Annotated in this window: 17 protein-coding genes and 1 pseudogene; 12 read left to right on the forward strand and 6 right to left on the reverse strand. The window is 74.1% G+C overall.

Annotated features, from left to right (window positions below; all coding sequences use genetic code 11):
* The first annotated feature begins 71 nt into the window (after positions 1 to 71).
* Positions 72 to 1,295 (forward strand): family 10 glycosylhydrolase, encoded by a 1,224-nt coding sequence (locus HYE82_RS22690; protein WP_309144415.1) that lies wholly within the window; start codon positions 72 to 74, stop codon positions 1,293 to 1,295.
* 25 nt (positions 1,296 to 1,320) lie between these two features.
* Here the strand turns inward: HYE82_RS22690 and HYE82_RS22695 are convergent, their stop codons facing one another.
* Positions 1,321 to 1,518, reverse strand: a complete 198-nt coding sequence (locus HYE82_RS22695; RefSeq protein ID WP_179175974.1) for a DUF1918 domain-containing protein — start codon at positions 1,516 to 1,518, stop codon at positions 1,321 to 1,323.
* A gap of 62 nt (positions 1,519 to 1,580) precedes the next feature.
* Complete coding sequence (locus HYE82_RS22700; RefSeq protein WP_179175975.1) at positions 1,581 to 2,573, reverse strand: DMT family transporter; 993 nt, start codon at positions 2,571 to 2,573, stop codon at positions 1,581 to 1,583.
* Here HYE82_RS22700 and HYE82_RS22705 point away from each other — a divergent pair.
* The 4 genes from HYE82_RS22705 to HYE82_RS22720 all read left to right on the forward strand — a co-directional run bounded on the left by HYE82_RS22705 (position 2,572) and on the right by HYE82_RS22720 (position 6,872).
* A complete protein-coding gene (locus tag HYE82_RS22705; protein ID WP_179175976.1) occupies positions 2,572 to 4,029 on the forward strand; it encodes a PLP-dependent aminotransferase family protein in 1,458 nt (485 codons plus the stop codon). The genes HYE82_RS22700 and HYE82_RS22705 overlap by 2 nt on opposite strands.
* 47 nt (positions 4,030 to 4,076) lie before the next feature.
* Positions 4,077 to 4,652: a histidine phosphatase family protein gene (locus HYE82_RS22710; protein ID WP_179175977.1), complete on the forward strand. Its 576-nt coding sequence runs from the start codon at positions 4,077 to 4,079 to the stop codon at positions 4,650 to 4,652.
* 40 nt (positions 4,653 to 4,692) lie between these two features.
* The gene (locus HYE82_RS22715; RefSeq protein ID WP_179175978.1) at positions 4,693 to 5,442 is read left to right on the forward strand and encodes an N-acetyltransferase; all 750 of its coding nucleotides are present in this window, start codon (positions 4,693 to 4,695) and stop codon (positions 5,440 to 5,442) included.
* A 62-nt stretch (positions 5,443 to 5,504) separates the two neighbouring features.
* Entirely contained in the window at positions 5,505 to 6,872 is a 1,368-nt protein-coding gene (locus HYE82_RS22720) for a pyridoxal-dependent decarboxylase (protein ID WP_179175979.1), read from the forward strand.
* 152 nt (positions 6,873 to 7,024) lie between these two features.
* On the opposite strand, the gene HYE82_RS22725 is transcribed toward HYE82_RS22720, so the two are convergent.
* A complete protein-coding gene (locus tag HYE82_RS22725) occupies positions 7,025 to 7,513 on the reverse strand; it encodes a hypothetical protein (RefSeq protein WP_179175980.1) in 489 nt (162 codons plus the stop codon).
* 65 nt (positions 7,514 to 7,578) lie between these two features.
* Between HYE82_RS22725 and HYE82_RS22730 the strand changes: the two are divergent.
* From HYE82_RS22730 to HYE82_RS22760, 7 genes and pseudogenes are all read left to right on the forward strand, one after another.
* Positions 7,579 to 7,850 (forward strand): annotated as a pseudogene (locus HYE82_RS22730) (helix-turn-helix transcriptional regulator); the annotation flags it as partial.
* Between the two features lie 64 nt (positions 7,851 to 7,914).
* On the forward strand, positions 7,915 to 8,478 hold the full coding sequence (locus tag HYE82_RS22735) for an SMI1/KNR4 family protein (RefSeq protein ID WP_218782935.1): 564 nt from the start codon (positions 7,915 to 7,917) through the stop codon (positions 8,476 to 8,478).
* A 414-nt stretch (positions 8,479 to 8,892) separates the two neighbouring features.
* On the forward strand, positions 8,893 to 9,921 hold the full coding sequence (gene argC / locus HYE82_RS22740) for an N-acetyl-gamma-glutamyl-phosphate reductase (RefSeq protein ID WP_179175981.1): 1,029 nt from the start codon (positions 8,893 to 8,895) through the stop codon (positions 9,919 to 9,921).
* 73 nt (positions 9,922 to 9,994) lie between these two features.
* Positions 9,995 to 11,152, forward strand: coding sequence for a bifunctional glutamate N-acetyltransferase/amino-acid acetyltransferase ArgJ (gene argJ, locus HYE82_RS22745; protein WP_179175982.1), 1,158 nt, complete (start codon positions 9,995 to 9,997; stop codon positions 11,150 to 11,152).
* Positions 11,149 to 12,111 (forward strand): acetylglutamate kinase, encoded by a 963-nt coding sequence (argB, locus tag HYE82_RS22750; protein WP_179175983.1) that lies wholly within the window; start codon positions 11,149 to 11,151, stop codon positions 12,109 to 12,111. The genes argJ and argB overlap by 4 nt, the downstream gene beginning before the upstream one ends.
* Positions 12,108 to 13,319: an acetylornithine transaminase gene (locus tag HYE82_RS22755; RefSeq protein ID WP_179175984.1), complete on the forward strand. Its 1,212-nt coding sequence runs from the start codon at positions 12,108 to 12,110 to the stop codon at positions 13,317 to 13,319. The genes argB and HYE82_RS22755 overlap by 4 nt, the downstream gene beginning before the upstream one ends.
* A 7-nt stretch (positions 13,320 to 13,326) precedes the next feature.
* Positions 13,327 to 13,893, forward strand: a complete 567-nt coding sequence (locus HYE82_RS22760; RefSeq protein WP_179175985.1) for an arginine repressor — start codon at positions 13,327 to 13,329, stop codon at positions 13,891 to 13,893.
* Positions 13,894 to 13,951: 58 nt separating this feature from the next.
* Here the strand turns inward: HYE82_RS22760 and HYE82_RS22765 are convergent, their stop codons facing one another.
* From HYE82_RS22765 to HYE82_RS22775, 3 genes are all read right to left on the reverse strand, one after another.
* On the reverse strand, positions 13,952 to 14,638 hold the full coding sequence (locus HYE82_RS22765; protein WP_218782938.1) for a L,D-transpeptidase: 687 nt from the start codon (positions 14,636 to 14,638) through the stop codon (positions 13,952 to 13,954).
* A gap of 6 nt (positions 14,639 to 14,644) precedes the next feature.
* Entirely contained in the window at positions 14,645 to 15,226 is a 582-nt protein-coding gene (locus HYE82_RS22770) for a pyridoxamine 5'-phosphate oxidase family protein (protein WP_179175987.1), read from the reverse strand.
* Positions 15,227 to 15,243: 17 nt separating this feature from the next.
* The coding region (locus HYE82_RS22775; RefSeq protein ID WP_179175988.1) for a HEAT repeat domain-containing protein at positions 15,244 to 16,669 on the reverse strand (1,426 nt) is incomplete at its 5' end.

A 16,669-nucleotide genomic window follows, 5' to 3' on the forward strand; every position in this document is an offset into this window, starting at 1 on the left:
CGGCGGGGGCGTTCGCCGCCGCGGCCGGCCCGGCCCGGACGGCGGAGTCGGCGGAGTCGGCGGCGGAGGCGGTGCGGGGGCGGCCGCCGGCGGCCCGTGGGGCCGCGCAGGCGGAAGGAGCCGGGGCGGTGCCGGGGGCGGCGGGCCGGCCGGGCTCCCGGCGGAAGGCCGCCGCGGAGTTCCGCGGCATGTGGATCGCCTCCGTGGCGAACGTGGACTGGCCCTCCACGGCCGGGCTGGACGCGGGGGAACAGCGCGACGAGCTGGCCTCCCTCTTCGACGCCGCCGTCGCACACCGCCTGAACGCGGTGTTCCTCCAGGTCAGGCCCACCGCCGACGCGATGTGGCCCGCCGCCCGGGAGCCCTGGTCGCAGTGGCTGACGGGCCGGCAGGGCGTCGACCCCGGCTGGGACCCGCTCGGCACAGCCGTCGCAGACGCCCATGCCCGGGGGCTCGAACTGCACGCCTGGTTCAACCCGTACCGGGTCGCGAACAACCACGCCGACCCCACGCGCCTCGCGTCCTCGCACCCGGCGCGCCGCAACCCCGGCTGGACGGTCCCGTACGGCGGCAAGCTGTACTACAACCCCGGACTTCCCGAGGTGCGCGCCTTCGTGCAGGAGGCCATGCTCGACGCCGTCTCCCGCTACGCGGTGGACGGGGTGCACTGGGACGACTACTTCTACCCGTACCCCGTCGCCGGCCAGTACTTCGACGACGACGACGCGTACGCGCGCCACGGCGCCGGCTTCGCCACGCGCGCCGACTGGCGCCGCTCCAACATCGACACCCTCGTCCGGGAGATGTCCGAGCGGGTGCGGTCGGTGCGCCCCTCGGCCCGGTTCGGCATCAGCCCGTTCGCGGTCTGGCGCAACCGGGACCGGGATCCGCTCGGCTCGGACACCCGGTCCCTCGCCACGTACGACGACCTGTACGCGGACACCCGCACATGGGTGCGGGAGGGCTGGATCGACTACGTCGTGCCGCAGGTGTACTGGCACATCGGCAACCCGGCGGCCGACTACGCGAAGCTCGTCCCGTGGTGGGCGCAGACCGTGGCCGGGACGGGTGTCGACCTGTACATCGGGGAGGCCCTGTACCGCTGCGATGCGGGCAGTGCGACGGCTGCCTGGCGCGACCCGGCCGAGCTGTCCCGACACCTCACCTTCGCGCGCCGGTACGCCGAGGTCCGCGGCCATGCCTACTTCTCCGCGAAGCAGGTGGCCGCGGACCCCAATGGAGCGATGGCCAGGGTCGTCGCCGACCACTACCCGACGGCGGTGCCGCCCCGCTGAGGCGCCGGGCCGCCGGGACGCCGCATCAGTGCCGGGGCTCCTCCGGGTGCTTCACCACGCAGTCGGGACCCGGGGACATCAGGGCTTCGTGGCCGTCGGGGAAACGGACCCGGTAGGGCGGGCTGCCGTTTTCGCCCAGTACCTGAGTGATCTCGCCGACCTTGTCGTGCTGCCCCACGACTCTGCCGTGCTGCACCAGCTGGTCGCCTTCGGTCGCGTGCATAAGCTGACCTCCTCGGAGGCGGTCTGGATCCGGTGACGTCAGTTTACGGCGAATGGTCCGGATTAAGCCCGCTGGGTGAGGGCAATGCAGACCAGCACCGCGCACGCGGCCGCCGGGGCGGCGGGCGACAGCCGCTCACCCAGCAGGGCCACCGACCACACCAGGGTCAGCAGCGGCTGGGCCAGCTGGAGCTGGCTGGCCCGCGGGGCGCCTATCTCCGCCATGCCCCGGTACCAGACGTACAGGCCCAGGAAGGTGGAGCCGGCCGCCGCCCACGCCAGCCCGGCCAGCCCGTGCACGGTCAGCCGCACCGGCTCGTACGCCAGCCCCAGCGCGGAACCGGCCACCGTGAGCGGCAGGGCCAGCACCAGCGCCCAGCCGATGACCTGCCACCCCGGCATGGCGCGGGCCAGCCGCCCGCCCTCGGTGTAGCCGGCGGCGCAGGCCAGCAGGGCCCCGAACAGGAACCCGTCGCCGGCCGAGAGCGAGCCGCCGCTCTCGGCGAGGGTGAAGCCGAGTACCACGGCGGCCCCGGCGACGGCCGCGGCCCAGAACCGGCGCGAGGGCCGCACCCCGGTGCGCAGGGCCGACAGGGCGGCCGTGGTGAGCGGCAGCAGCCCGACCACGACGGCGGCGTGCGAGGTGGTGGAGGTGGTCAGTGCCAGGGTGGTGAGCAGCGGAAAGCCGACGACCACGCCCGCGACGACCACCGCCAGTCCCGCCCAGTGCTCGCGGGCCGGCAGCGGGACCCGTCCGGCCAGCAGGAAGGCCCCCGCGATCAGCGCGGCGAGCACGCTGCGCACCGAGACGAAGCTCCAGGGGCCGAAGCCCTCCAGGCCCCAGGCAGTGGCGGGGAAGGTCAGGGAGAAGGCGACGACGCCGAGGGCGGCGAGCGCGGTGCCGGATGCGGTGCCGGACGAGGTCCGGGCCCGGGCGCCGACCGGAACAGCGGCCCGGGCGCCGACCGGAGTGTCCGCCGGGGTGTCGGCCGGAGTGTCCGCCGGGGTGCCGACCGCTATCGAGCTGGAGGAGGTAGCGCTATTCTGTGCACTCATGTACGAGCGTAGCAGTGTGGCAGAACTGGCGGATGTCCTGCGTTCCGAGCTGAACCGCTACTCGGTGGGTGGAAAGCTGCCGTCGAGCCGGGCCCTGGTGGAGCGCTTCCGGGTCAGCCCCGTCACCGTCTCCCGCGCCCTCGCCCAGCTCGCCGCCGAAGGCCTCGTGGTCACCCGGCCCGGCGCCGGCGCCTACCGGGCCGGCCCCCGAGCCGCCGAACCCGCGCCCGGCGACACCTCCTGGCAGGCGGTGGCCCTCAGCGCGGAGGGCGCCGGAGAGGTGATCCCCCGCTCCGTGGACGCCTCCGGTGTGCTCAACTCCCTGGCGGCGCCGCCGACCGGGGTCATCGAGCTCAACGGCGGCTACCTGCACCCTTCGCTCCAGCCCGAGCGGGCCATGGCCGCCGCCCTGGCCCGGGCCGGGCGGCGCCCCGGCGCCTGGGGGAGGCCGCCCATGGAGGGGCTGACCGAGCTGCGCGACTGGTTCGCCCGGGAGATCGGCGGTTCCGTGTCCGCCGCCGACGTGCTGGTCACCGCGGGCGGGCAGAGCGCGCTGACCACCGCCGTACGCGCGCTGGCCCCGCCGGGGGCGCCGATCCTGGTCGAGTCGCCGACCTATCCCGGGCTGCTGTCGATTGCCCGGGCTTCCGGGTGCCGGCCCGTGCCCGTCCCCGTCGACGCGGACGGTGTCCGGCCGGAGCTGCTGGCCGCCGCGTTCGAAGCCACCGGGGCCCGGGTGTTCGTATGCCAGCCGCTCTTCCAGAACCCCACCGGTGCGGTGCTGGCCCCCGACCGGCGGGCCGAGGTGCTGCGGATCGCCAGGGAGGCAGGGGCGTTCGTCGTGGAGGACGACTACGCCCGCGCCCTCGCTCACGAGGACGCCGCGCCGCTGCCCCCGACCCTGGCCGCCGAGGACCGCGACGGGGTCGTGGTGCACGTCCGGTCACTGACCAAGATCACCTCCCCGAGTCTGCGGGTGGGCGCGCTCGCCGCCCGCGGCCCCGTCTGCGACCGGCTGCGCGCCATCCAGGTCGTGGACAGCTTCTTCGTCCCCCGCCCGCTCCAGGAGGCCGCCCTCGAACTCGTCGGCGCCCCCGCCTGGCCGCGCCACCTGCGCACGGTCGCCGCCGAGCTGCGGCACCGGCGCGACTTGCTGGCCGGCGCACTGCGCCGCGGGCTGCCCGGGCTGCGGCTGGACCGGCTGCCGTCCGGCGGCTTCCAGCTGTGGGTCCGGCCCGGCGGGGAGGGCGACGACCTGGCCTTCGCGGCCGCCGCCCTGCGGGCCGGCGTCGCGGTCACGCCCGGGCGCCCGTACTTCTGCGCGGAACCGCCTGGTCCTTACGTACGGCTGAGCTTCGCCGGGGTGTCCGGCGCGGCGGAGCTGGGCGAGGCCGTGCAGCGGCTGCGCAGCGGGCTCGGGGAGGAGCAGGCCGGAACCGCAGGTCCGGACGCCTGACCCTCCGGACGCTTGACCCGGTGCGGTACGCAGCCCACCATCGCCGCATGAACGTTCGGGTTTCGCTCGTCGCCGCAGCCCGTGGCTCCTCGCTGCTCGCCGAGCGCTTCGACGACGACCGCCCGCCGGACGACGAGGGCTGGCGTGCCCTGTCCGCCGCCGCGCACGGCTTGGTGCCCCTGGGCGCCGCCGAACTGCGCTACTGCTCGCCCGGTCCGCGCAGCCGGGCCACCGGCCGGGCCCTCGGGTACGCGCCGCTCGCCCAGCCCGCGCTGCGCGAGTGCGACATGGGCCGCTGGCGGGGCCTGACCCTGGCCGAGGTGGCCGCCCGCGAACCCGGCGGGGTCGAGCTCTGGCTCAGCGACCCGCTCGCCACCCCGCACGGCGGCGAGTCCCTCCTCGCCTTCATCTCCCGCATCGGCGGCTGGCTCGACACCCGGCCCGCCGACGACGGGGGCGCGATCGTCGCGGTCGCCGAACCCTCGGTGGTCCGGGCAGCCCTGGTGTACGCGCTGCGGGCCGCCCCGCAGACGTACTGGAACGTCGACGTCCCACCGCTGTCCACCGTCACCCTGACCGGCTGGTCGGGGCATTGGCACCTGGCGCTCCAAGCCCCCTCGTAATCCGGTGGAGGCGCCGTCGGAACGCCCCTAGCCTGCGCACATGAACGGAATCGAGATCACCACGATCGCCGGGCGCCCCGAACTCGCCGAGCGGCTGTACGACATGGAGGACTCCTGGCCCGAGTTCACGGGCAACGACTCCCTCGCCTGGCTGCTGTACCCGCGGTTGGTGGCGGAGCTGCCCGAGTACGTGCTGATCGCCCTGGACGGCGACACGGTGGTCGCCCGCGGGTTCAGCGTGCCGTTCGCGCTGCACGCGCCCGGCCGGGACGGGGTCCTGCCGGCCCGCGGCTGGGACCAGGTCTTCCTGTGGGCCTTCTCCGACCTGCGGCGCGGCATCGAGCCCGACACGGTGAGCGCGGTCGAGATCAGCGTCGACAGCGCTCGGCAGGGCGAGGGCCTGTCCGGGCGGATGCTGGCCGCGATGCGGGACAACGCCCGGGCCCGCGGCTTCACCGAGGTGGTGGCCCCGGTCCGGCCCAGCGGCAAGCCGGCCGAGCCCGACACGCCGATCCGGGAGTACGCGTACCGCACCCGCGAGGACGGCCTGCCCCACGACCCGTGGCTGCGCGTCCACGTCCGCGCCGGCGGGGTGATCGACTCGATCGCGCCGCTGTCGATGACGGTCACCGGATCCCTGGACGAGTGGCGCGCCTGGACGGGCCTGCCCTTCGACACGGCCGGCCCGGTCCGGGTGCCCGGGGCCCTCACACCGGTCCACTGCGACCCGGACCAGGGCTACGCGGCGTACGTCGAACCGAACGTATGGGTCCGCCACGCCCTGACCTGAGGGCCGGCGGCCGAGGCCGGGCGCGCTTGCGGGGACGGGGCCGCCGCCCCACAGTACGAGGTATGGACGCGCGCGAGGCCGCGCTCCGACGGGCGCACGGCCATGCCGTGCGCTGGCTGGCGAGCCTGTCCGAGCGGCGGGTGCCCGCAAGCGCCTCGGTCGACGAGGTCGTGCGGGCCCTCGGTGCCGAGCTGCCCGACGGCCCCGGCGTGCCCGCGGACGTCGTCGACCTGATGGCCGAGGCCTGTGAGCCGGGTCTGACCGCCTTCCCCAGCGGCCGCTTCCACGGCTTCGTGGTCGGCGGCACGGAACCGGCCGCGCTGGCCGCGGACTGGCTGGTCAGCGCGTGGGACCAGAACTGCGTGATGCGCGCCGTCTCGCCCGCCTACGCGGCGGCCGAGGACATCGCGAGCACCTGGCTGCTCGACCTGCTGGGCCTGCCGGACCACAGCGCCGTCGGCTTCACCACCGGCGCGACCACCGCGAACTTCACCTGCCTCGCGGCCGGCCGGGACGCGGTGCTGCGGGCCGCCGGCTGGAGCGCCGCCCGCGACGGGATCGCCGGCGGGCCGCCCGTCCGCGTCGTCACCGGCGCCGACCGCCACATCGCCGTCGACATGGCGCTGCGCTACCTGGGACTCGGCGTCCCCGAAACCGTGCGGGCGGACGGCCAGGGGCGCATCGACCCCGAGGCCCTGCGGCGCGCCCTGGCCGGGGGCGGGCCGGGCCCGACGATCGTGGTCCTGCAGGCCGGGGACATCCACTCCGGTGCCTTCGACCCCTTCCCCGCGGCGATCCGCGCCGCCCGCGAGGCGGACGCCTGGGTGCACGTGGACGGCGCCTTCGGACTGTGGGCGGCGGCCTCCCCGGCGCACGCGCACCTCACGGACGGCTGCGCGGCCGCCGACTCCTGGGCGACGGACGCCCACAAGACCCTGAACGTCCCCTACGACTGCGGCCTCGCCATCGTGCGGGACCCGTCCGCGCTGCGGGCGGCGATGGGCCAGCGCGGCGACTACCTCATCCACGACGAGCAGGGCGACCCGGTCGACAAGGTCCCCGAACTCTCCCGGCGCGGCAGGGCCTTCCCCGTGTGGGCCGTCCTCAGGTCCCTCGGCCGGTCGGGGGTGGCGGACCTGGTCGACCGGCTGTGCCGGCACGCCTGCGCCTTCGCCGACGGCATCGCCGGGATCGACGGCGCGACCGTCCTCAACGAGGTGGCCTTCACCCAGGTCTGCGCCGACTTCGGCAGCGACGACCGCACCGACCGGGTCCTCGCCCGGCTGCTCGACGAGGGCGACACCTGGATCAGCGGCTCCACCTGGCACGGCCGCCGCGTCATGCGGATCTCCGTGAGCAACTGGTCGACCACCGAAGAGGACGTGGCCCGCTCGCTCGACGCGATTCGCCGTGCCGTCGGCGACGCCTGACGTGCTCCGCGGACCGCCGCCCCGCTCAGCCGCAGGCCAGCGTGACTGAACGCCACGGTTGGCGAGGTTCGCCGACCGGGGCACTCAGGAGTCGGGCCGACTGTCCGGCTCTGACGTCCGGTGAGGAGACCGCGAAGGCATCGCCGCCGCCTTCAGACGACGCGGTCTGTGGCCGTGCGCCGGGTGAAGTCCATGTGCCAGTTGGTGATCCAGGTCCGCCCGTCGTCGAGGGAGAATGCCTGCTCCCAGTGGGCGCGGTCGGTGGTGATGCCGGACCAGACGAAGCGCGCCTTGACCTTGCGGCCGTCGTGCTCGTCGTCGCCGTGGAAGACGCCGGTGCCATCAGCGCCGAAGCTGCCGGTGACGGGTGGGAAGAGGGTGCCGGTGCGCTTGCTGGCCCAGTACAGCGACCACTGCGCGGTCGCCGGGTCGAACAGCCGCAGGGTCAGTCCGGAGAAGCCCTTGGTCGGGAATTCGATCTCGTCGAAGCTGGCGGCGCCGTCGAAGTGGCAGGAGGCGCGGGTGATGCCGGGGAACTCCTCCCAACGGTCGTTGCCCTCCGTCGGGTCGAGGAAGTCCTTGCGCCAGCGGTTGGCGACGTCGTAGGTGCCGGTGAAGGACGCGAAGTCGTTGTTCGTCATGCCGCAGACGCTAGGAATGGTCCCCTGACATCCTGTGTCAGGGGACCGGCCGTAGATTTCCGACCCTGCGCGCTGGTCGACTTCTCGCACCTCTGCTCCTGCTGCAAAACCGCGGCCGGATGACCGCCGATGAGCCGACGGCGGTGCTCGAGGTGTCGGTGCGTACGGTGTACCGGGATGTGCAGGCGCTGATCGCGGCGGGCGTGCCGGTCGTGGGGTGAGGGAGCACGCGGGCGGGTACGCCTTGCTCGACGGCTACCGCACGCGGCTGACCGGGCTGACCGCGGCCGAGGCGCAGATCCTGTTCCCGGCCGGTCTCCCCGGGCCGGCGGCCGAGCGATGCGGGTCCTCGCCTGCCCTGCCGACCCACCCGCGGATGGGGGTCCAGTAGCGTCGGTTCCATGATCGCCCTCGATGCCCTCCGCCGCCTCTGCCCGCCGCCCGCCGAACCGCCGCCCGCGGTGGACTGGGCACAGGCCGAGCGCGCCCTGGGTGTGGCTCTGCCCGCCGACTACAAGCAGCTCGTCGAGACATATGGCGACGGCATCTTCGACGATACGATCTGGTTGCTCGTCCCCGGCTCCGCCTACGTCGACTGTGACCTGCACGCGCAGACGAAGGAACGGGACGAGATCCTGGCCGGCCTGTGGCAGTTCGAGGCGAAGCCCGTCGGCCTGCTGGAGGCGGGGGCGCGGGTCCTGCCGTGGGCGTTCGAGGAGGGCACAGGCGCGTTCCTGTACTGGCTGGCGCGGCCCGGCCAGCACCCCGACGAGTGGACCGTGCTCTACAACGAAGGGCGCGGCCCACTGTGGGAGCACCACGGCATGGGGTGCCTCGCCTTCCTGCTGGCGGTGCTCACGGGAACGGCGGAAACGGAGTACTTCGGCTACCTCTACGAAGTGCTGAAGCCAACGGAGCACCGCTTCGCGACGGCCGACGAGACCCTCGGAGCGTCCCGGCACTGACGCCGTCCGGCCGCTCTCGACGACGCGGTTCACCGACCGCAGCTGAGCGCTGTACCTGGCCGGTCTGGCCAGGTACAGCGCTCAGTCACACCTCTGTGACTCGTCTCAGTTGGCCCGTCTGGCCAACCGAGACGCTCAGGCGGGGCCGAGGCTTCCTCAGGGGATCGCGCGGGTGATCCGTGGCCGGTCCGGAGGGCGAGGCGCTCGCGCTGCCTTCCGTGCGACTTTCCGGAAGACTCGGCAGGTGAACGGGGTGGCTGCCCTGCGGGCCAACACTGACGCAGGCGGGCCGCCTCAACCGCCAAGGGGCGAACTGAAGCGCTCGGTCTCGGCAGGTCAGCGCGGTACGAGCGGGGTGTCATTGCATAAAACTGCAGCGGTACGTATAGTCATGCCATCCAAGAGGAGGGTCCGATGGTGGTACGTGCAGCGGTGGCCGGAGCGAGCGGATACGCGGGCGGTGAGCTCCTGCGCCTGCTCCTGGCCCACCCCGAGGTGGAGATCGGCGCGCTCACCGGCCATTCCAACGCCGGCCAGCGGTTCGGCTCCCTGCAGCCGCACCTGGTCCCGCTCGCCGGACGCGTCCTGGAGCCGACCGCGCCCGAGGTCCTCGCCGGCCACGACGTCGTCTTCCTGGCCCTGCCCCACGGGCAGTCCGCCGCCGTCGCCGCCGAGCTCGGCCCGGACGTGCTCGTCGTCGACATGGGCGCCGACCACCGGCTGAAGGACTCCGCGGACTGGGACAGGTTCTACGGAGCACCCCACGCCGGCACCTGGCCCTACGGGCTGCCCGAACTGCCCGGAGGCCGCGCCGCGCTGGAGGGGTCCAAGCGCATCGCGGTCCCCGGGTGCTTCCCGACCGCGGTCTCCCTCGCCCTCTACCCGGCCTACGCGGACCGGCTCGCCGAACCGGAAGCGGTGATCGTCGCCGCGACCGGCACCTCCGGCGCCGGCAAGGCCCTCAAGCCGCACCTGCTCGGCTCCGAGGTCATGGGGTCGGTGAGCCCGTACGGCGTGGGCGGCGGTCACCGGCACACACCGGAGATGGTGCAGAACCTGTCGCCGATCGCCGGGCAGCGCGTCTCCGTCTCCTTCACCCCCACCCTCGCGCCCATGTCCCGGGGCATCCTCGCCACCTGCTCCGCCAAGGCCCTCCCCGGCACCACCGCCGACGCGCTGCGCGCCGCGTACGAGAAGGCGTACGCGGACGAGCCCTTCGTCCACCTCCTGCCCGAGGGCCAGTGGCCGGCGACGGCATCCGTCCACGGTTCCAACGCCGTTCAGATCCAGGTCGCCCACGACGAGGCCGCACAGCGGATCATCGCGATCAGCGCCATCGACAACCTCACCAAGGGAACCGCCGGCGGCGCGGTCCAGAGCATGAACATCGCCCTCGGGCTCCACGAGAGCCTGGGGCTGTCCACGATCGGAGTCGCACCGTGAGCGCCGTACCCAGCGCCCCATGCGCAGCCGCCGGGCTGCGGACGACGACGGAAGAAGCGAACGAGGAGACGCAGTGACGGTCACGGCAGCACAGGGATTCACCGCGGCGGGCATCGCCGCGGGGATCAAGGAGAACGGCAACCCGGACCTCGCCCTCGTGGTCAACAACGGGCCCCGCCTGGCCGCGGCCGGCGTCTTCACCTCCAACCGCGTCAAGGCCGCCCCCGTCCAGTGGTCCGAGCAGGTCCTGCGCGGCGGCGCCGTCAGCGCGGTCGTCCTCAACTCCGGCGGCGCCAACGCCTGCACCGGCCCCAAGGGCTTCCAGGACACGCACGCCACCGCCGAGAAGGTCGCCCAGGCCCTCGGCGGCGAGCACAACGCCGGCGAGGTGGCCGTCGCCTCCACCGGACTGATCGGCGTCCTGCTCCCCATGGACAAGCTGCTGCCCGGTGTGGACACCGCCGTCGCCGCCCTCTCCGCCGACGGCGGCGAGGCGGCCGCCATCGCCATCAAGACCACCGACACCGTCCACAAGACCGCCGCGGTCACGCGGGAAGGCTGGACCGTGGGCGGCATGGCCAAGGGCGCCGGCATGCTCGCCCCCGGCCTGGCCACCATGCTCGTCGTCCTCACCACCGACGCCGACCTGGACAGCACCACCCTCGACCGGGCGCTGCGCTCCGCCACCCGCAGCACCTTCGACCGGGTCGACTCCGACGGCTGCATGTCCACCAACGACACCGTGCTGCTGCTCGCCTCCGGCGCCTCCGGGCAGGTGCCGGCGTACGAGGACTTCGCGGAGGCCGTGCGGACCGTCTGCGACGACCTCGCCCGCCAGCTGATCGGCGACGCCGAGGGCGCCGACAAGGACATCCGCATCGAGGTCGTCGGCGCGGCCAGCGAGGACGACGCCGTCGAGGTCGGCCGGTCCATCGCCCGCAACAACCTCCTCAAGTGCGCCATCCACGGCGAGGACCCGAACTGGGGCCGGGTCCTCTCCGCCATCGGCACCACCGGGGCCGCCTTCGACCCCGACCGGCTGAACGTCGCCATCAACGGCGTGTGGGTCTGCAAGAACGGCTCCGTCGGCGAGGACCGCGACCTGGTCAGCATGAAGGACCGCGAGGTGCGGATCACCGCCGACCTGTGCAGCGGCGGCGAGTCCGCCGTGATCTGGACCAACGACCTGACCGCCGAGTACGTCCACGAGAACAGCGCCTACAGCTCATGACCGGCACCGCGCGGAAGCACACCGCCCTCCCCAAGGCGCAGATCCTCATCGAGGCCCTGCCCTGGCTGACCCGCCACCACGGCAAGACCGTCGTCGTCAAGTTCGGCGGCAACGCCATGGTGAACGACGAGCTCAAGGCCGCGTTCGCGCAGGACGTGGTCTTCCTGCGGCACGCCGGGCTCCGCCCGGTCGTCGTGCACGGCGGCGGCCCCCAGATCAACGCCCAGCTCGACAAGGAGGGCCTGGTCAGCGAGTTCAAGGCGGGCCTGCGGGTGACCACCCCGGAGGCCATGGACGTCGTCCGGATGGTGCTCGCCGGCCGGGTCCAGCGCGAGCTGGTGGGCCTGCTCAACCAGCACGGTCCCTTCGCCGTCGGCATGACCGGCGAGGACGCCCAGACCATCTCCGCGGTCCGGCACATGCCCGAGATCGACGGGGAGCAGGTGGACATCGGCCGGGTCGGCGAGATCACCGCCATCGACACGGGCGCCATCGAGGCCCTGCTCGCCGACGGACGGATCCCGGTGATCTCGTCCATCGCGCGCAGCGCCGACGACGGGCACGTCTACAACGTCAACGCCGACACCGCCGCCGCCGCGCTCGCCGCCGCGCTCGGAGCCGAGACGCTGATGGTCCTCACCGACGTCGAGGGCCTGTACGCCGACTGGCCCCACAGCGACGAGGTGATCAGCCGGCTCACCGTCAGCCAACTGGAGAAGCTGCTGCCGGAGCTCTCCAGCGGCATGGTGCCCAAGATGGAGGGCTGCCTGCACGCCGTACGCAACGGGGTGCGCACCGCCCGCGTGATCGACGGGCGCGTCCAGCACTCGATCCTGCTGGAGATCTTCACCGACGAGGGGATCGGCACGATGGTCGTGCCGGACCCGCAGGCTCCGCAGGACCCGCACGGTCTGCAGGGCCCGCAGGAGGCCACCGCAAAGGGAGGGGAGCAGTCGTGACCGCCAATCAGGAGTACGCGGCCCGCTGGCAGGGCACGCTGACGGCCAACTACGGCACGCCCGCCGTGGCCCTCGTCCGCGGCGAGGGGGCCCAGGTATGGGACGCCGACGGCAGGCAGTACACCGACTTCGTCGGCGGCATCGCCGTCAATGCCCTCGGCCACGCCCACCCCGCGATCGTCGCCGCCGTGACCGCCCAGGTCTCCACCCTCGGCCACGTGTCCAACCTCTACGCCTCCGAGCCCGTCCTCGCCCTCGGCGAGCGGTTGCTCCAGCTCTTCGGCCGCCCCGGCCGGATCTTCTTCTGCAACTCCGGAGCCGAGGCCGTCGAAGCCGCCTTCAAGATCGGTCGGCTGACCGGGCGGACGCACATGGTCGCCACCTCGGGCGGCTTCCACGGCCGGACCATGGGCGCCCTCGCGCTCACCGGCCAGCCCGCCAAGCAGGGCCCGTTCCGGCCGCTGCCGGGTGACGTCACGCACGTCCCGTACGGTGACGCCGAGGCCCTGCGGGCCGCCGTCACCGAGGAGACCGCGCTCGTCGTCATCGAGCCGATCCAGGGCGAGAACGGCGTCGTCGTACCGCCCGCCGGCTACCTCAGGGCCGCCCGGGAGATCACCCGCGCCACCGGCACCCTCCTCGTCCTCGACGAGGTGCAGACCGGCATCGGGCGCTGCGGCCACTGGTTCGAGCACCAGGCCCACGAGGGAGTCGACCCCGACCTCGTCACGCTCGCGAAGGGCCTCGGCGGCGGCTTGCCGATCGGCGCCGTCGCCGCGTTCGGGCCGGCCGCCGACCTCCTCCGGCCCGGCCAGCACGGCACCACCTTCGGCGGGAACCCCGTCGCCTGCGCCGCCGGCCTCGCCGTCCTCGACACCATCGCCGCCGAGGGGCTCCTCGACCGGGTCAAGGCCCGCGGCGAGCGGCTCCGCTCCGGAATCGAGGGCCTCGGCGGCGGCGACGGCCACCCGCTGGTCTCCCATGTCCGGGGCGAGGGCCTCCTCCTGGGTATCGTGCTGACCGGGCCGTACGCACCGCAGGTGCAGCAGGCGGCCCAGGACGCCGGCTTCCTGGTCAACGCGCCCGCCCCCGACGTCGTACGGCTCATGCCCCCGTACGTGCTCACCGAGGCCGAGGCGGACGCGTTCGTCCAGGCTCTGCCCGGCATCCTCGATGCAGCCAACGGGGACGGACGAGCCGGGGAATGAGACGACGATGAGTCAGGCGCAGGACAACGAGCAGTGGGGGGCCTCCTCCAACGCGGAGCCGGGGGGCGGGCCTTCCGTCCCCCAGACCCGCACCGCCCGCCACCGCCGGATCGTGGACATCCTGAACCGGCAGCCGGTCCGCTCCCAGAGCCAGCTGGCCAAACTGCTCGCGGACGACGGGCTGAGCGTCACCCAGGCGACGCTCTCCCGCGACCTCGACGAGCTGGGCGCGGTGAAGATCCGCAACACCGGCGGCGAGCTGATCTACGCGGTGCCCAGCGAGGGCGGCTTCCGCACCCCGCAGGCCCCGCTCGGCGAGTCGGCGAAGGAGGAGCGCATGCGGCGCCTCTCCGGTGAACTGCTGATCTCGGCGGAGGCCTCCGCGAACCTCGTCGTCCTGCGCACCCCGCCGGGTGCCGCGCAGTTCCTCGCCTCGGCGATCGACCAGGCCGAATTGCACGCCGTCCTCGGCACGATCGCCGGCGACGACACGCTGATGCTCATCAGCCGCGATCCGGCGGGCGGCCAGGCACTCGCCGACCACATGCTCCGCCTGGCCCAGAAGGAAGGCTGACGGATCCGGTTCCGCGGGACCGCCCGACCGGTTCCGCGGGCGCCCTCGTCCGCGGCCGTCAGTAGCGGGTGATCGCCAGGTCGCCCGTCTGCGTGCCGATCGCGATGTGCGGGCGGCGCCGGGGATCGGCCCAGCGGAGGATCGCGCGCATCGCATGCAGCGGGACGGACACACAACCCGCCGTCGCACCCTTGCCGTTGACGTGCAGGAAGATCCCCGCTCCCCGGCCGCGGACCGGGAGGTCGTAGTTGTAGGCGATGACCATCCCGTGCGCGTACTGCCGGGCGTACGTCACGAGGTGCTCGGACTCGCCGGGCGCGCAGTCCGCCGGCAGCGGCTCCACCCAGCGGTTGTAGCTGGCCGACGCGACGTCCTGGCACCACCAGGAGTCGCGCTTCACCCGCCGGTAGGTGTACTCCGTCCCGGCCGGCGCCCGGCGGATCCCGAAGGCGTAGGGGAGGGCGTACAGGCCGGTCGGGGTGGTGTTCGTGCCCTGGACACGGGTCGCGCCGTCGGTCAGGCCCTTCGCCCCGAACCGGGCCTCGGCGCTGCCCTTCTCGAACCAGTGCCCCGCCAGCCGCTCCCACCACACCACCCGCCCGGTGGTGGCTCCGGGGGCGGGCGCGACGGCGGTGATGAGCTGGCTCCCGCCGCCGGTGTCGGCGAGCCGGTCCGGCAGCGGCGGATGGCCCGGGGGGAGGAGGGCGGTGACGATCAGTGAGCCGGTGGCGAGAGCGGTACGCAGCACATGTCAGACGGTACGCGGAGGAAGGGGCAGCGGCAGCGCAGGCAGGCCGTCGACACTCACCCCGACGTACTCCTTCCGCTCGCAGTACGCGGCGAACTCCTCGTCCGTCTTCCGCCCGAAGTACTCCGCATGGAGGTCGCGCTCACCCTCGTACTCCATGAACGGGACGGCGTACCCGCAGGAGTCGGAGACCCGCAGCGCGCGCACGACGATGACCGCCCGCGCGCCCGGACCGTCGGCCTGCGCGAACCGCCCGATCAGCTCCTCCCAGCGGGGGTCGTCGCGGAAGACGGCCTCGGCCCGGCCGTGCACCCGCACGATCGTCGGCCGGCTGTCGAACGAGCACCACATCAGGGTGATCCGGCCGTTCTCCCGCACGTGGGCGATGGTCTCGGCGCCGCTGCCGCCGAAGTCGAGGTAGGCGAGCGTCAGTTCGTCGAGGACGACGAGGGTCCCCTTGCGGCCCTTGGGGGACAGGTTGACGTGGCCGTCCGCCGCCAGCGGTGCCGTCGCGGTGAAGAAGACCGGCTGTTCCTCGATGAACGTGCGGAGTCGGCCGTCCATGTGTGCGTAGAGCTTTCCCATGGGGGCATTATTCGGCCTCACCCTCCCTGCGGGGAGCGGGATTTGAGCTTGCCCGACCAGGGGAACGCGCGCCGGACGGCCGACTCGTCCGTGCCGAACAGGCGCGCGAACCTGCGCAGCAGGGCGGCGGTCTCGGCCCGGTCCGCCTCCCCGGTGAACCGGGCGGGCTGCCGGTGCCAGCCGCGTACGGTCGCCCGCGCCGCCTCGCGCAGTTTCGGCTCCCAGTCCCTGGACAGGGCCACCGCCGCCCGCAGCGCCTCGATCCCGCCCCGCGCGCGCAGCAGCCGGAACGCCGCCCGGCGGACGTGCAGGGCCGCCCGCGGGGTGCAGCGGGCGGCCAGCGGGCCGGGGTCGAGCCGGCCGGCCATCGGGAGCAGGGCCAGGCAGGCCTCGCGGGCCACGGACGGGGCCGGGTCGTCCAGCAGCGCGAGCAGGTCCGCCTCGTCCGGGGTGGCGTCGAGCTGCCGCAGCCCGGCCAGCGCGGCGGCGCGCACCCGGCCGGCGGGGTGCCCGAGCAGCTCCCGCAGCAGCGGCACGTCCTCGGCGCGGCCGCATTCGGCGAGGCCGGCCACCGCGTACGGGGACGGGCCGACCGGATCGGCGACCAGCCGGCGGTAGCGGGCGTGCGGGTCGCCGCCGTCCTGGCCGAGGAGCCAGCGCGCGCAGGCCCTTACCAGGGCGGAGCGGTCGGCGAGGTGCCGCTCGGCCTCGGCCGCCCGCCCGGCCGCGCGCAGGGCGGTGACCCCGGCCGAGCGCACCGTGGCGAGGGGACTGGTGAGCAGCGCGTCGATCGCCGTGTCGGCGGCCGGGGTGCCGGCTCCGGCTGCCGCCAGTGCCTTCAGGGCGGTGTCGGCCCACAGGCGGGCCGTGCCCGGATCGCGTTCGGCGGCGGCCTGTCGGGCGATCCCCGGCAGGTCCAGCAGGCCGCGGGCGAGGGTGATGCGGGCGGCGAAGCGGCGGGTCGGCAGATCCGCCGCGAGGCGCAGCCCGGCCAGGATCGCGTCCGCCTCCTTGCGGGACGGCGGGCCCGTGAGCAGGCCGACCTCCCACCACTGCCCGTAGCGCGGCTGCCGGAGCCGCAGGGCGGCCTCGAAGAGTTCCACCGCCCAGCCGCCCTGCTCCCGCCCGCCCAGCCGCAGGACCAGCGGGGCCGCGGTGGGGACGGTGTACCGGGCGTCGGCGGCCAGTGCCCTGACCAGCACCCGACGGGCGCGCGTACGCACCTGCGGAACCCAGTCGGTGCAGCGGATCACCACGAGCGGCAGCGGCAGCGGGGTGTGCCTCGCGCCGAGCGCCGCCTCCCGCACCCGGCCGTCGGGGTGGCACAGCAGCAGCTCCAGCGGCGTCCCGGCAGCCCGGGCGGGTCGGCGCAGCAGCCCGAAACGCGGCCGTGCCGGCCCGCCCGGCCCGGCGGATCCGGACCCGCCCGGCTCCACTGTGCCC

The organism is Streptomyces sp. BR123 (assembly GCF_013401435.1).
Classification (GTDB): Bacteria; Actinomycetota; Actinomycetes; order Streptomycetales; family Streptomycetaceae; genus Streptomyces.

Bases quoted from the DNA above. Each gene is read 5' to 3' on its own strand.
- HYE82_RS22700 (WP_179175975.1), bottom strand. From the start codon at position 2,573: ATGAGTGCACAGAATAGCGCTACCTCCTCCAGCTCGATAGCGGTCGGC.
- HYE82_RS22720 (WP_179175979.1), top strand. From the start codon at position 5,505: ATGGACGCGCGCGAGGCCGCGCTCCGACGGGCGCACGGCCATGCCGTG.
- HYE82_RS22735 (WP_218782935.1), top strand. From the start codon at position 7,915: ATGATCGCCCTCGATGCCCTCCGCCGCCTCTGCCCGCCGCCCGCCGAA.
- HYE82_RS22760 (WP_179175985.1), top strand. From the start codon at position 13,327: ATGAGTCAGGCGCAGGACAACGAGCAGTGGGGGGCCTCCTCCAACGCG.
- HYE82_RS22770 (WP_179175987.1), bottom strand. From the start codon at position 15,226: ATGGGAAAGCTCTACGCACACATGGACGGCCGACTCCGCACGTTCATC.
- HYE82_RS22710 (WP_179175977.1), top strand. From the start codon at position 4,077: ATGAACGTTCGGGTTTCGCTCGTCGCCGCAGCCCGTGGCTCCTCGCTG.
- HYE82_RS22725 (WP_179175980.1), bottom strand. From the start codon at position 7,513: ATGACGAACAACGACTTCGCGTCCTTCACCGGCACCTACGACGTCGCC.
- HYE82_RS22695 (WP_179175974.1), bottom strand. From the start codon at position 1,518: ATGCACGCGACCGAAGGCGACCAGCTGGTGCAGCACGGCAGAGTCGTG.
- HYE82_RS22705 (WP_179175976.1), top strand. From the start codon at position 2,572: ATGTACGAGCGTAGCAGTGTGGCAGAACTGGCGGATGTCCTGCGTTCC.
- argC (WP_179175981.1), top strand. From the start codon at position 8,893: ATGGTGGTACGTGCAGCGGTGGCCGGAGCGAGCGGATACGCGGGCGGT.
- argB (WP_179175983.1), top strand. From the start codon at position 11,149: ATGACCGGCACCGCGCGGAAGCACACCGCCCTCCCCAAGGCGCAGATC.
- HYE82_RS22715 (WP_179175978.1), top strand. From the start codon at position 4,693: ATGAACGGAATCGAGATCACCACGATCGCCGGGCGCCCCGAACTCGCC.